We start from the raw sequence: 14430 nt of genomic DNA on the forward strand, positions 1-14430 counted from the left end.
ATGTTTGAATGACCGTTCGATGGTGTCCGGGTGGTACAGCGAAGTGGCGTGGAGAAACGCTGGCTCCCGATCCACCCCGTACACATGCACTCCGTAACTGACGTGATGGTCAACTTCGAATAGCACCAGTTCGTTGATGAACTGCCAGTGACGCCGTAACCGGCGGTACGTCTCCTCGCGCAGGCGGCCGGCCTTCTCGTCGGTGAAGTGCGTCTCGGGATGAATCAGGCCAACGGCCGAACCAGGCGATTTGGCATTTCGCCAGGTGGTTTCCATGAAGCACCGGTACAGATCCGGCTGCAATCCCGCCAAGAACGGATACTGCTCGTCGGACCCGACGAACGCCGCCATAGCCGCGACTTCGGAGGTACCGGAAACAACGAGATCGGTTGTTTCAGCGAACCCATAGGCGTACTCACGATGCTGTTTGTCTTCGGCTGAGGTCGACTTGGCCTTGAGCAGCCACCAAGGATCGACTTCAGCCAGCAGCGCATCCAAGTCGGATCGCGGTCGAACCCACGGCGGGTTCCCCACCTGTAGGTCGAACCCGCCACGCCCGAATACCGTCGCGAAGTCGAGATGCCAGTGGAAGAAGCCCTGCTCACTCGCAACCTTCTCGCACACGGCCAGCCACGGATGTTCCTCGAGCACCGAACGCACCGGTTTGGCCCCCGACCCGGCGAGCTCCAGGGTCTCCTGATCGGCCATGGCTTCCCACTGGTCGGCCGGCGAGAGCATGCTCATACCACGGGCGCCTCGACTGGCCAGCTTGCGCGTTCCCAGAATGCCTTCGGCGGCGTCGATCCAGTCGTCGAGAGTTGGTGGCGCCACCTCGTCACCGGTCAGCGGCCAGAACCACAGGGCTGTCCAAGCGTCCATCATTCGCCGCAAGCGCCGGTAGGCCCCGTTCTCATCGGCAAGCGATTCTTCGATCTGCTCCCTCGACACATGACTGCGTACCGAATCCGACGCTGTTTCCCCACGCCCCCACAGTGGAATGTGCCTCGCGGATTGCTCCTCAGCGACCTTGAGACGGCGGTACGCCATCGCCCACAGTTCCTCGGCTTGTTGGGCTACGGCCACGAGTCGGTCGAGTTGCTTCTTGGTGGGTTTGCCCCGCACCTTCTTTTGCCACTGCTTGACGCGAGCGACGCGTTCGGGAATGAGCTTCTTGGCTTCCTTCGATTCGGAGGTGGCTCCCCAGCCGAAAGCCGGAAGCAACCAGTGGGGGATGCGGCCGTCGGAGCCGCTGAGTTCGGGCCGGTCCTGCTCGATGCGCGAGGCAACGTCGGTGAGAGGTTTTGCGGCGGGTGGGGTCTTCAGCCAGGACTTGTCGTTGACCTGGTCTCGCGAGTAGAACGACCGCGATGCCCCGACCAATGAGTTACCGCGGCGCAGTCGCAGACCGAACCAAGGTGCCTGCAGGCCTTCTGCCATGGTGTCGAGCCACAGGGTGATTTCGGCGAACTCAACGGCGGTGGCGTTCAGGTCGACGCCGTAGACGTTGTGCAGTGCCAGGTAGGCCTTCACCTTTTGCAACTCGGCAGGGTAGAAGTCAGGGTCGATCCGCTCCCCCACTTCTTCCTGCCGACGCCGCAGGTACTGTTCGGCAAGTTGCCGCACGGCCTCGATGGCGAAGGCGCCCGACCCCAGAGCGGGCTCGCACACGGTCAGCGCCAAGATATCCTCAGCACTGGTGCGACCGTTCTGATCGAGTAGTTCGGTGAGTGCTTCCGAGACGGTGAACTTCGTGAGCACCTCAGGGGTGTAGTAAGAGGCGGAACGCTGCCGCTCTCGGCCCGACAGGCGGAAGACGAACTGCCCCCGGGTGTAGCGACGGCGACTCTCCTGCCCGGTGATCGGATCCTTGTCCCGGACGAAGTCCTTGTCGTCCAAATGATCGGCCCGGTCGACCGGAACCACCCACGACCCCTTGGACGGGTTCCCGTCCTTGGCCACCTCGTAGAGGTCCGCATCGGCAAATGAGCCTGAATAGCTCATCAGGCCTTCGTACACGGCTCCGAGCTGGTTAATGCCCAGTTCGACATAGCTGATGAAGCCGCGCTCCTTGCCGGGGCGTTCCTTGCTCAACAGCAGCCGCCGCAAAACCTGCTGGAGGGCGTGGTTGCCCAGTCCGACCTCATCGATCAGGGCCGTGGCCCTGGGAGCGAACAGGTCGGCGCGCAGCGGCTGGAACTCCAGTCCTCGCTCCACCAAGCGATCCGAGTTGTCGGGCAAGCTGTGCCCCTGGTCGACCAGCCGAAACAGCAGCCCCAAAGAGTCGTAGAAGTAGGTGCCGGAGCGAGTACCCGGTGCAACAAGTTCGACCTGTACCAACTCACGCAGCCGGTCGAGCGAGTATCCGCGCGCGTAATCGGGGTCTCCGACGGGAAGGATTTTCAACTCCGGCGACGCCTCGGCATAGAGCAGGAACAGGATGCGGTACAGATACCGCAGCGATTGCAGGGCCAACGGCTGCGCTTGGTCGGCGGGTAGCGGGGCGAGCCCTTGGGCTCGGCGTCGATCGACCACCTCGTTGGCGATGATCTCGATCGATTCGCGGACCCCTTCACGCAGGTCGGCCGATACCCCGACGGTGTGGGCCACCGACTTCTCGAGGGTTTCGTCCCACCAGATACTGCCCTCGGCGTCCGGAGCCAGGGACTCGGCATCCAGCGCCACCAAAGCACGGTCGGTCTCTCCGCCCTGTTTCAGTTGCCCGCGTTCGGCGATGGTGTGCAGATCGACTGCCAGATACCGGCCCTCGGGCCAGCGGGAGGCTTCGGCGACCACGAGCCAGCGTCCCGCCATGATCAGCGCGTACTTCGTCTGGTCGTCATTCAGGAACAGGGTCGAGACGAGCTTGGTGGCCGAGGTGATCGGTTCCTCGTCATCGCCGACGTATGGTTCGGCGAGAGTCTCGGCGCGGCGGGCAAATAGTTCGTCCAGTGAACCGACCGGGTTCGCCTCAACGAGAGCGAGGCTGGGCTCCAAGCCGGGTGAGCGCAGCAACCGCACCGGGCCGTTGATGCTGACTTCATAGGGCCCGGGTTCATATCCGAGGATCCGGCGCAGTTCGGCGTGCAGGTCGGCTGCGGCATGGGCCCCGTTGCCATCATCCGAGTAGAGGGCGGCCATGGCGGTGGCGAGTTTGGCTCTTTCGGCGGTGAACCGGGAGCGCGTGGTCGGGTGCTCTGCCGATTTCCATTGTTTGACCCGCTCGAGCACCCGGGCCAGATATGACTCCTTGCGCGAATCGGTGGTGAAGAAGTGTTCGCTGATCCAGTCTTCAACGACCAACAAGGCGTCGCTGTCAGCCATGGCCGGCCTCCGGGGTGTCGTCGGGAAGCACCACCAGCAGTGGACGTACCAGCTGACGGTCGGGGGTCATGTCTCGACTCAAGCGTTCTTGAGCCTCCACCAACGTGCGCCGCTGCCGCACATTCTCGCGCTGGTCCAAGGCGTCCGCATCGGCTTGCCACTCCTCGGCGCGGGCCACCCATTCGTCCACCCGTGTCTTGGCGGCTGCGTGGGCCGCCTGGAACTGCAACCGGACGGTTTGCTCCGCTTGGGTGACCGCGGGCCGCACCAGATCGATGCCGGGCAGTTGCACCGGCCCGGGGTTGGCGTGCTCGCCGATCAGTCCGGCCGCGGCAAGCATCTCGCCAGCGGAGGCATGGGTGTCCATGAACGGCTTCGGGCCGTGGAATCGGGCTGTCAGCCACGACGAAGCCACCACTTGGCCTCGCCGGTTGATCAAGGTGCCGTTCAACAGCACCGTGGGGACGTCGACGTCGCCGCGCACCGCGAAGATCACGTTGTGCTCGAGGGTTGCCAAGGCCCGGTCGGCGGCCCAGTCGAGTACCGGGTGCAGGGGTCCGAGATAGTGCGCGGCAGGCCACGACGACGAGGTGGTGTCAGTGAGGGCGTCCTCCAGGATCTGGCTGCCGGTACCAGGCTCGGTGACCAGTTGCAGTCTGTCCAACACGTTGCGGTCGTCCAGGTACCCCTGGGGTAGTACTTCGAATCGCTGCCGAAGGTCAGCCGGCGGGACGAACTCGACGATCTGTCCGCCGTCGTGTTCGCGCCAGCCCACACCACCTCCGGCGGGGTCTTTCTCCGGTTGTCCCCGGTAATACTCCTGAAGCGCGTCCCGGAGGAAATCGACCTCACTCGGGTACAGCTGGTTGCTCCCCTCGACCGCCGGGGCCGGCTGTTCGTCCGCGGGGTCATCGAGGTACTGAGCCAACCAATCCTCCACCGACGTGGAGACATCAGCCGGGTCGGCAACCACATCGGGCAGTTGCTTGGCGCCGGCGAGTACCTGGCGGATTGCCTCCTCCTCGGCAGCGACGCTGTAGCAGCCCATCAGGCTCGCAGCATCGCCCAAGGCGCGGTGTGCCTCGTGCTCGCGGGCTACCAGTGAGGTGAGTACCCGAATATCACCGGCGAATCGGTCATTCTCGGGATTCAGCAGCAGCGTTGTGATCTGCGGTGACTGCTTTTGGCCATACCTGTCGATGCGGCCGTTGCGTTGCTCCAGCCGGATGAGGCTCCACGGAATATCGAAGTGGATCAGGTGGTGGCATTGCTTGTGCAGATTGACACCCTCGGAGGCGACGTCACCGGTGACCAACACCCGAATCGGAGAACTCGTCTGTTTGAAGCTCTCGACGATGGCCTGCTGTTGGTCGTCGGCCAGACCGCCGTGCAGAACTTCGACTTGGTTGTCCTTCAAGCCGAGGTCTTTGCGCAGTTGTGTTTGCAACCAGTGCAAGGTGGCGACGCGTTCGGAGAACACCACAGCGCGCATCGATGAACGCTTGCCGATGCCCACTTCGTCGCGTAGGTATGCCACCAATGCCTGGTACTTCGACGAGTTCGCCATGGTGGCTTCGTTGAGTTCGGCAAGGGTCTGCAGGGCGCGGGCCTCGCGCTGAGCGGCGGGGGTGTCGTCCAGCCGCTCCAACCGGTTCTCGATGGTGTCGCGCAGGGCCTCCGGGGAGGACAGGAAGGCTTTGGCCAGCGTCCAGGGGAACAGTGACTTGTTGTTGCCCGAGTATGGCGATGAGTCTGCCGGACGGATCCAGGTGTCGACCAGTTCGTCGATCACCGCGTTCTCCTGCGGTGACGCGTCGATGAGGCGGTTGTCGGGTTCGAGCCGTTCGGCCCAGTCGGCGCCGACCTCCTCGGCTACTTCGGCGCTGTGTCGGTGCCGCCGGATGGTCAGTTGCTCCACCCGTTCCAGATCCAGTTCGCCATCGGCCTTGACCGCGGTCGGGTCCAGCAGGCGAACCAGTTCTGCGAAGGAGTCACGAGAACCGTTGTGCGGGGTTGCCGAGGCGAGAATGAGGGCGTCGGCCTGTGGGGCCAGGATCGCGGCCAGCCTGTTGTTCAGCGTGGCGGTGTTGGTGATGTTGTGGGATTCGTCGATGACCACCGCGTCCCAATGGTGCCTGCGCAGATCATGGACGAAGCGTTCCTGCTTGAGGGTGTCGATGGAAATGATGACGCGGCGAAAGTAGGAGAATGGGTTCCGGTTGGCCGGCAGCTTCTGCTTAACCCGCGCCACACCCTGGGAGTCGAGCCGCACGAACGGAATGGCGAAGCGTGACCACATCTCGTGCTGCATTTGTTCCAGCACGTGCCGGGGGGTGACTACCAGAATCCGCTCCCCTCGTCCACGGCGGATCAACTCGGCCAGGATCATGCCGATCTCGAGGGTCTTGCCCAAACCAACAGCATCGGCGAGCAGAATCCGGGGCCGCAGAGTGTCGGGATCCAGGGCTTTGGCAACCGCCTTTTGCTGATACCCCAGTTGCCTGGCCAGCATTCGGGTTGACACTGTCAGCGAGGGATCGCTGAGGGGTACCGCAGTCTTGCGCAGGGTCGCTTCCATCCAGAGCCGGGAGCGCCGGTATCTGGAAGAATCGTCGGCTCTGACTTGTACGTCGCGGGGGTCATTTGGTGTGACTTTGTCCAGCGACGGGTAAAACACTGCCTCGTGCGTACGTACCAACTCGGACAGACCCTGCACATTGAGCACCGGCCCGTCCGCGGACTCATCCACCGAAGTGACAAGCCAGTCCTCGTCTCGTACCCGGACCACGCTGCCCGGAGCGAACATGTCATCGCTGCGCATCGTGGCCAGCCTAGCGACGTACCTCCACGACGGCGTCGAGGCCCTGCCAATCGGCGAGCCGGTGGAGTTCCTCGTCCAGAGCCTCGCGGGCTGCTGGGGCGTCGGCACCGGGTTCGAACCAGCGTCCCTTGACCTGCAACACGCCACTGGCGCGGTCGGCGCGCAGGTCGACCCGGCCGACGAACCGGTCGTGGTACAAGAACGGGTACACGTAGTAGCCGTAGCGGCGCTTGGCCTCGGGGACGTAGATCTCGATCCGGTAGTCGAAGTCGAACAGCCACTTCAGCCGGGCACGTTCGAAAACCATCGAGTCGAAGGGGCTGAACAGGGTGCCGCCCGGGCGGGGGGTCGAGGCCTTGGCGGTGACGTCCAGCCAGGCCGGCACTCGATCCGGGCCGACCACCACCGGCTCCACCTCCCCGGCCGCACTCAACCGGGTCAAGGCCGCGGCCGCCGATGCCTTCGAGATCCGGAAGTAGTCGGCGACACAGCCGGTCGTGCCCACCCCCAGGGCACGGATCGTCCGCCGGCACAGTTCGGTCCTGGCCTCATCGGTGCTCAACGTGGGAGCGGCGGCCAGTGCCGGGCCGACCACCTCGGCGGTGGGTAGGTAGGCGCGTTCGAACTGGGCGTTGCGGTGGGCCGAACTGATCTCACCGGCCCAGAACAGGTACTCCAGTGCCTGTTTCACCACCGACCAGTTCCAACCCCAATGCTCCCGCTCGCGGGCCGGGGTCTCGGCGAAGACGATGGCTTCGGCCTGCCGGGCGGTCACCGGGCCGTGTTCGGCCACCACATGCCGCAGTTCCTCGACCAGGTGCGGGTGGGACTGTTGCACCCGGCGCATCCCGCCCCAGGCTTCCTGGTCGGCCGCGGCCATCCGGAACCGCAGGGCCGGGTAGAGCCGGACGTCGATCAGCGAGGCGGCGTGGCCCCAGTACTCGAACAGTCTGCGCGGGCTGCGATGCGCCGCCCGGTCGAGCAGCCGCGGGTCGTACTCCCCCAGCCTGGAGAACAGCGGCAGATAGTGGGCCCGGGCGACGACATTGATCGAGTCGATCTGCAGCAGGGCCAGCCGGTCGATCTGACCTTGCACCTGCCGCATCGTCACGTTGTCCGGACGCGCCACGGCCAAGCCCTGCGCAGTCAGTGCGATGCGCAGGGCCCGGCCGGTGGTCAGAGTTCGGGTCATCCGGTGTGAGACTACCGGCGACCGAAGGATCAGTAGGTTTCCTTGGCCTTGTGCTCGGTGCCGAGTTCGTCGATCACATCCTGATCCATCTCGGTGACCAGGGAGCGACGGCAGGAAGACTCGTACCAGCTTTCGCCCTCGCCCTCACGAGCGCGGCTGTCGGCGCTCAGGACGCGGCCATCGGTACCGATCACCATGCCGAAGCTCATGTCGGTCACCGTGTCATCCTTGCCGGACAGATCGGGCGATCCGCCTGCAACGGTGAGGGTCACCTTCTTGGCCTTGAAGCCATCCACCGTGGTGTCGGTGACCTCGATCGTGCGGCCCTCGTCCTGGGGACCGTCAGCCAGGGCTTCGATCATCCGCTGGGCCTGCTCAGGGGTGGCCAGCTCGCTGATCAACAGCTCGTTGACCTTTTTGTAGGCCCGCTCGGTGGGCGAGTTGCCGCCCGTTCCCGAGCGCAGGTGCTTGCGCAGCTCGGCCCGGTCGGTCGGCAGGGCGTCGAGTTCGGCCTGGGTCCCGGCCGGATCCACCAGCAGGTAGCTCTGCGTGCCATCGTTCGAACTGTTGGCCATCCAACGCCACCCATCGGAGTCGAGGAAAACACGCTGAACCGACATCCGGTCGCCGTCCTGCTCGCTGACGCAATGGGTGAACATCCACTTACCCTCGGGGATGGACGTGATCGGGCGCTTGCTGAGCTCATCGGGCTTGCCAGTGGCATCGTCGGACGGGCTGTCGGGCATGGGCCCATCCTCAGCCGGCTCGGCCGGCTTCGGCTGGTCGCCGGGGCTGGTGGCGGGCGGCTGCTGGACCGCAGCGCCGGCAGCGCCATCGGTGGACACTGCCCACGAACCGGTCGCGATACCGCCGACCATCATGGCCGCGACACCGGCCACGGCAATCGAGCGCCAGTTGCGCCGGACAGTCGACTTCTCGAAAGTGCGGGTCTTATTCGTGAACTCATGTCGTTCCATGATTTTTTCACCTCGTTCGTTCGGCTTCATACTCTGGAAATGTCCGCCGCCGCTTCTGATTCGACAGTTCACGGCCAACTTTTTGAGTTTTTCCTCCGGCCCTTGTCCGGCGAATACGGGGATACTCCGCCCAACGGTGCTGAGCCGGCTGTGGACGGCCGGATGCCCTTCCGAACGTGCAGAAACGACCGGGCCCTGCGCAGTCAGTGCGATGCGCAGGGCCCGGTTGGGGGTGGGATTTATCCGGTGTGAGACCGGCGACCCGGAGGGTCAGTTGACGTCCTTGGCAACCCGGTCGGTGCCGAGTTTGTCGGTCACGTCCTTCTCGATCTCGTCGACCAGAACCCGGCGGCAGGTGGACTCGTACCAGGACTCGCCCTCGGATTCGCGGTAACGCGACGTGGTGTCCAGCAAGCGGCCGTCAGTACCAACCACCATGGTCTCAGTCGAGTCGGTGATCTCATCGCCCTTGCCCGACAGATCGGGTGCGCCGCCCTGCACGGTGAGAGTCACTTCCTTCGCCGGCACCCCGTCGACATCGACGTCCTTGACCGTGATCGTGCGGCCCTCGTCCTGGGGATCCTTGGCCAAAGCTTCCACCAAGGCCTTACCCAGTTCCGGGCCCGCCATTTCGGTCATCATGATCTCCTGCGCGGCCTTGAAGGCCCGCTCGGTGGCCGAGTTGCTGCCGGTTCCGGAACGCAGCGTCCCGATCAGCTCGGCCGGGTCGGTGGGCAGGCCCTCGAGCATGGCCGCGTTTTTGGCAGGGTCGACCAGCAGGTAGAACTGATCACCGCCGGAAGTGCTCTGCGCAACCCACTTCCACCCGTCGGAGGCGATGAACTCGCGCCGTGAGGTGACCACGCCGTCCTGCTGCTCGGAGGTGCACTGGGCGAAGAGGTACTTGTCCTCGGGGATGGACTCGATCGGCTTTGCGCTCGGGGTGTTCTCCAGGTCCCCGTTGCCCTCGGTGGCGTCGTCCGACAGGCTGTCGGAGGGTTCCTCGGTCGGTTCCGTGGGCGACTCCGACGGCTGCTCGGTCGGGTCGGCGGGCTCGGTCGGCTGGGCGGGCTGTTGGGCCGGGGCGTTGCTCCCGCCGTTGGGGGCCAATGCCCAGGTGCCTGCGCCCACCCCACCGACCACCAGGGCGGCCACGGCAGCCACCGCGATCGCCCGCCAGTTGTGGCGTGGAGCCGGGGTATCGAGAATGCGGTTGGTCATCCGCTGGGCGGAGTCATGGCCGAGTTCCTCATCCATCAGGGAATCGGGGGGTCGCAGACGGTGCAAGTCGTCGTCGAGAGGTGAATGGGGGTCAAACTCGGTCATGGCAGTCTCCAGTCATCTGAGCGAAGGGGGTGAGGGTGGGCAACGTCTCAGGGGCATCGGGGTCGAGCTTGCGATGCAGTCGAGTGCGCGCCCGGGCCAGTCGGGCGCTGAAGGCTCCCGCCGAACATCCGGCGACCTTGGCTGCCTCCCGGTGGTCCAGTCCGTCCCAGCCGACCAACAGCAGCGCTTCGCGGTCGTCGTCGGACAGTTCGGCCAGCGCGGTGAGCAGCATCGACCGTTCCACCGCCAGGTCATCGACCGCCGGATGGTGCGCGATGTCGCCCAGATCGGCCACCCGCTGGTGCAGGTCCCGTTGCCGGCCATTGGCCCGAATCTGGTTCGCCGCAAGCTTGCGGGCGGTGACCAGAAGCCATGGAAGCGGATCGTCGGGTAACCGGTTCAACTTGCGCCAAGCCGTCAAGAACACGTCGTTGACGATGGACTCGGCGTCGTCGACCGGCACACGCCGGCGAACATAGGCATACACCCGTGACGCGAACCCATTGACGAGTTCGCGCAACTCCTCGGCTTCTTCGCCTCGTTCGGTTTCCTTCATGATCTGGATATGTCCACCACGAGTTCCGATTCGACAGTTCGTGGCCAACTTTTTTTGTTTTCTTGTCGCCCCGGGCGTCCCGGGCCGTGAGCGGAGGCTCAGCTCTGCGGTTTCCCCGCGAACTTGAATGCCGAGAATCCACCGTCCACCGCCAGGGTCTCCCCGCTGACGAACGACGACTCGTCCGAGGCCAGGAACAGCGCTGCGGCGGCCACCTCGTCGGGCTGTCCGGCCCGTGCCATGGCGTGCTGGGAGGCGAAGTGATCCCACGACTCGGTGGGAATCATCGACGTCATCGGGGTCTCGATCAGGCCCGGACACAGGGCATTGGCGCGAACACCGTCCCGTCCGTGGTCCACCGCGATGGACCGGGTCAATTGGATGACCGCGCCCTTGACCGTGTTGTAGGCAACATTTCCCGGGCAGCCTTGCAACCCGAACACCGAACCCAGGTTGATGATCGACCCGGATCGAGCGGCGACCATGTGCGGCAGCACATGCCGACTGAGCACCATCGTTCCGGTCAGGTGCACATCGATCATCGCCCGCCAATCGTCCATGTCGATGCTGGTGACCGTTCCGGTGAGCGCCATACCGGCCGCATTGACCAGCACGTCGATGCGACCGAACTGCGTCATCACCTCATCAACGACGGCCGCCAACCGTTCGTCATCACGCACGTCCACCATCGAGAACTGCGGCCCGGATTCGGCCCGGGTCGCCCGCACCTCTTCCGCTGGTTCCTTCACATCCAGGGCCACCACCCGGGCCCCTTCCTCGGTGAAGCGGCGCACACACGCCAAGCCGATTCCCGACGCTCCCCCACTGATGATCGCGACCTTGTTGTGCAGCCGGCCGGTGTCGTCACCACGACCCATGTCGTCCCCCAGGTTGGTTTCCGCACGGCGACGTGGCCGCACGCTTCAGTCTTGGATCTCGAACTCTATCGACGCACCATCGGGCACGTCGTGCAGCGCTTGGGCCAGCGCGCCGCGTCCGGTCATGGCTTGCACATCATCGGCAACCCGCAGGTTGGCGATCTCGAACTCCCCACCCAGGACGAAGGGCTGGATCGGTACCAGACGCTGCCCCACACGTAAGGGACCGTGCTGCTGCTGCCACTGGTGAGCCAGCGGATGCCCGGTGACCACCTTCCAGTCGTCCACGATGTAGCCGGCCCACTCGGCCAGCGAGTCGCCGACCACCTCGGTCCCACCGGTTTCGGGGTCGAAGACCACCACCTGGTCGTCGCACAGGGCGAACTGGGTGCCGAAGATGTCCTCGGCGAAGAAGAACAAGCCTTCGGCAAGTGGCCCGTAGTTCATCCGCCAGCCGGTGTGGTGGTTCCAGTTGCCGAGCCGACCGGGTTGATCGCCGGTGCCGCGAACCAGCAGGGCCGACTCGAAACCGATGAACCCGTTCGTGCGGGTCAGCAGCTCGGCGAGTTCACCACCCAGTCGGCCGGCGGGCAGGCCGCCGATCGGTTCGTCGGACAGGGGTCCGGCGCAGGCAGACAGCAATCGTTCGAGCTTGGCATCCATGGTTGATCCTGACCGAGGCTGTGGTGGCGATACCTCCGGACGGTACTGGACCGGGACGTCGCCGCAAGGGCTGGGACGACGGTCTCCTGCCAATGCGACCCCGGATGGACGGACGATGTGCCAACCCGGCAAACTGACCCCGAACCTCTCGCAGCCAAGGAGACCCCATGACGCAGGCCGATACCCGCACCTCGAAGCTCGCCGATGTCGGCGTGATGGGGATGGCGGTGATGGGCTCGAATCTGGCCCGTAACTTCGCCCGCCACGGTTATGCAGTGGCCCTGTTCAACCGCACCCAGGCCAAGACCGATGCGGTGATGGCCGAACACGGCGGCGACGGCGATCTGCGTCCGACCGCGACGGTCGAGGAATTCGTCGCCTCGCTGGAGCGTCCCCGCCGGATCGTGATCATGGTGCAGGCCGGTGCAGCCACCGACGCCACCATCGAATCGCTGCTGCCGCACTTGGAGGACGGCGACATCGTCGTCGACGGCGGCAACGCCCACTACGAGGACACCCGGCGCCGCGAGAAGTACTTGCGCGAGAAGAACCTGCACTTCGTCGGCGCCGGTATCTCAGGTGGTGAGGAAGGTGCGCTGAACGGTCCGTCGATCATGCCCGGCGGTTCGCCGGAGTCCTATGCCGCGCTCGGCCCGCTGTTGGAGACGATCGCCGCCCAGTACGACAACGAGCCCTGCTGCACCTACATCGGCACCGACGGGGCCGGACATTTCGTCAAGATGGTGCACAACGGCATCGAGTACGCCGACATGCAGTTCATCGCGGAGGCCTACGACGTGCTGCGCGGTGCCGGGCTCAGCGTGCCCGAGATCGCCGACGTCTTCGCCGAATGGAACACCGGCGACCTGGATTCCTTCCTGATCGAAATCACCGCCGAGGTGCTGCGCCAGGTCGATGAACGCACCGGCAAGCCCCTGGTGGACGTGATTCTCGACCGGGCCGGTCAGAAGGGCACCGGCCGGTGGACAGTGCAGATCGCCCTCGAACTGGGGGTACCGGTCAACACCATCGGTGAGTCGGTCTTCGCCCGATCAGCCTCCTCCGACCCCGAACTGCGCGCCGCCGCCCAGGCTGCGCTGCACGGCCCCGAACGTCGCATCGAAGCCGACGACCGGGCCCGGTTGATCGACGACGTCCGCCAGGCCCTGTGGGCCTCGAAGGTGGTGGCGTACGCCCAGGGCCTGGACGAGATCCGGATCGGCGCCAACGAATACGGCTGGGAGATCAACGTCGCCGAAGTGGCCAAGATCTGGCGGGCCGGTTGCATCATCCGGGCCCGGCTGCTGGAACGGATCCGCTCCGAGTACGCCGCCGGTAACCTGACCACCCTGCTGGAGGCCCCCTCGATCGTCGACGGCTTCAACGAGGCTCAGGACGGGTGGCGGCGCACCGTGGCGCGTGCGGTCGCGGCCGGGGTTCCGGTGCCGGGCTTCGCCGCCGCACTGGGCTACTACGACACGGTGCGGGCCGAGCGGTTGCCGGCCGCGTTGATCCAGGGCCAGCGTGACTACTTCGGCGCGCACACCTACCAGCGGATCGACGACGAGGGCACCTTCCACACCGAGTGGGTCACCGACCGCTCCGAGACCCGGATCAGCTGAGGCCTCGGCCCCAACCCGGTACCGGCGCCGCGCCGGCTTCCGAACCAGCGATTCGGCCACCACACCGCCGGTTCGGCGGTCCTGGCACGTCCCCGGCCAGCTGCAACTGGCCCGTTCTCGGCCCGCCATCCACGTATACGGCTTTGTGGCCCAGAATCAGGCACCTTGCAGCAGCCGGCGCCAGGACATGATCGAAGGCCGGCCCCGCCCGGACATGCTCGAGGGCCGGCCCCCGCTCGGGGAACCGGCCCTCGGTGACACCGGTGGGTCAGCTGGCTTCGGAGTTCGTCTCCGTGGTGGCCTCCGGGTCGAGCCGGATCACACCGTAGGTGTATCCCTTGCGCTTGTAGGCGCAACTGGCCAGACCGGTGTCGGCGTCGTGGAAGAGGTAAAAGTCGTGGCCGACCAGTTCCATCTGGTCCAGCGCCTGGGCCAGCGTCATCGGCACCTGCGGGAAGGTCTTCTCCCGCACCACCAGGGGCCCGTCGCCCTCCACCTCGATACCGGCAACGTTGCGCTTGCCGTTCTCCTCCTCATCGTGGGGTTCCGGTGACGGTTCGAGCGGCAGGTCGGGCAGCGCGGCGGTGGCCTGACGCAGACCCTGCGGGGAACGCTGCCCGCGGTGTACCTTGCGGCGGTCGGCGGCCCGGCGCAACTGGGTGCGCAGCCGGTCCATCGCATGCTCGAAGGCGGCCATCTTGTCATCGGCGGTGGCTTCGGCCCGCACCAGCGGGCCCTTGCTGTGCAGTGTGATTTCAACCCGGGAACCTTCATCGGGGTTCCGCTTGTTGCCGTACGCGGACACTTGCACCTCGATCCGGATTACCCGATCACGCAGGCGTTCCACCTTGCTGATCTTCTCCATCACGTGATCGCGGAACTCGTCCGACACGGTGCAGTGGCGACCGGTCACGAGAACGTCCATCTCAACCTCCATGGGGTCGTAGCAACAAACGGCGCAGCCCCCGCTCCCGGTCGACCAATGGTCGTTGGAAGCTGATCGGCTGCGCCATGCAACAACTTTAGTACGGACTTGATTCACCGGGACGTCACCCCCTGCCCACCGCGTGTTTG

At 65.3% G+C, this 14430-nt stretch carries 10 protein-coding genes; 1 reads left to right on the forward strand and 9 read right to left on the reverse strand.

From position 1 onward, the window contains the following. From ACR4XW_RS00005 to ACR4XW_RS00040, 8 genes are all read right to left on the reverse strand, one after another. On the reverse strand, positions 1-3321 hold a 3321-nt coding region (locus ACR4XW_RS00005), incomplete at its 3' end, for a class I SAM-dependent DNA methyltransferase (protein WP_434758461.1). After that, positions 3314-5833: a helicase-related protein gene (locus ACR4XW_RS00010; RefSeq protein ID WP_434758462.1), complete on the reverse strand. Its 2520-nt coding sequence runs from the start codon at positions 5831-5833 to the stop codon at positions 3314-3316. The genes ACR4XW_RS00005 and ACR4XW_RS00010, both read right to left, overlap by 8 nt. A gap of 319 nt (positions 5834-6152) precedes the next feature. Further along, positions 6153-7334, reverse strand: coding sequence for a winged helix-turn-helix domain-containing protein (locus tag ACR4XW_RS00015; protein ID WP_434758463.1), 1182 nt, complete (start codon positions 7332-7334; stop codon positions 6153-6155). A gap of 29 nt (positions 7335-7363) precedes the next feature. Continuing rightward, complete coding sequence (locus ACR4XW_RS00020) at positions 7364-8383, reverse strand: hypothetical protein (protein ID WP_434758464.1); 1020 nt, start codon at positions 8381-8383, stop codon at positions 7364-7366. A gap of 198 nt (positions 8384-8581) precedes the next feature. Beyond that, entirely contained in the window at positions 8582-9637 is a 1056-nt protein-coding gene (locus ACR4XW_RS00025; RefSeq protein ID WP_434758465.1) for a hypothetical protein, read from the reverse strand. Next, positions 9624-10193: an RNA polymerase sigma factor gene (locus ACR4XW_RS00030; protein ID WP_434758466.1), complete on the reverse strand. Its 570-nt coding sequence runs from the start codon at positions 10191-10193 to the stop codon at positions 9624-9626. The genes ACR4XW_RS00025 and ACR4XW_RS00030 overlap by 14 nt, the downstream gene beginning before the upstream one ends. A gap of 98 nt (positions 10194-10291) precedes the next feature. Further along, a complete protein-coding gene (locus tag ACR4XW_RS00035; RefSeq protein ID WP_434758467.1) occupies positions 10292-11113 on the reverse strand; it encodes an SDR family NAD(P)-dependent oxidoreductase in 822 nt (273 codons plus the stop codon). 3 nt (positions 11114-11116) lie between these two features. After that, a complete protein-coding gene (locus ACR4XW_RS00040; RefSeq protein ID WP_434758468.1) occupies positions 11117-11734 on the reverse strand; it encodes an SMI1/KNR4 family protein in 618 nt (205 codons plus the stop codon). Between the two features lie 167 nt (positions 11735-11901). Here ACR4XW_RS00040 and gnd point away from each other — a divergent pair, with 167 nt between their 5' ends. Further along, a complete protein-coding gene (gene gnd / locus ACR4XW_RS00045) occupies positions 11902-13356 on the forward strand; it encodes an NADP-dependent phosphogluconate dehydrogenase (RefSeq protein ID WP_434758469.1) in 1455 nt (484 codons plus the stop codon). A 268-nt stretch (positions 13357-13624) separates the two neighbouring features. On the opposite strand, the gene hpf is transcribed toward gnd, so the two are convergent. Continuing rightward, positions 13625-14281, reverse strand: a complete 657-nt coding sequence (gene hpf / locus ACR4XW_RS00050) for a ribosome hibernation-promoting factor, HPF/YfiA family (RefSeq protein WP_434758470.1) — start codon at positions 14279-14281, stop codon at positions 13625-13627. Between the last annotated feature and the right edge of the window lie 149 nt (positions 14282-14430).

It is taken from the genome of Pseudenemella bisphenolivorans, from assembly GCF_051133435.1.
In the GTDB taxonomy this organism is placed as follows: Bacteria; Actinomycetota; Actinomycetes; order Propionibacteriales; family Propionibacteriaceae; genus JAAYAO01.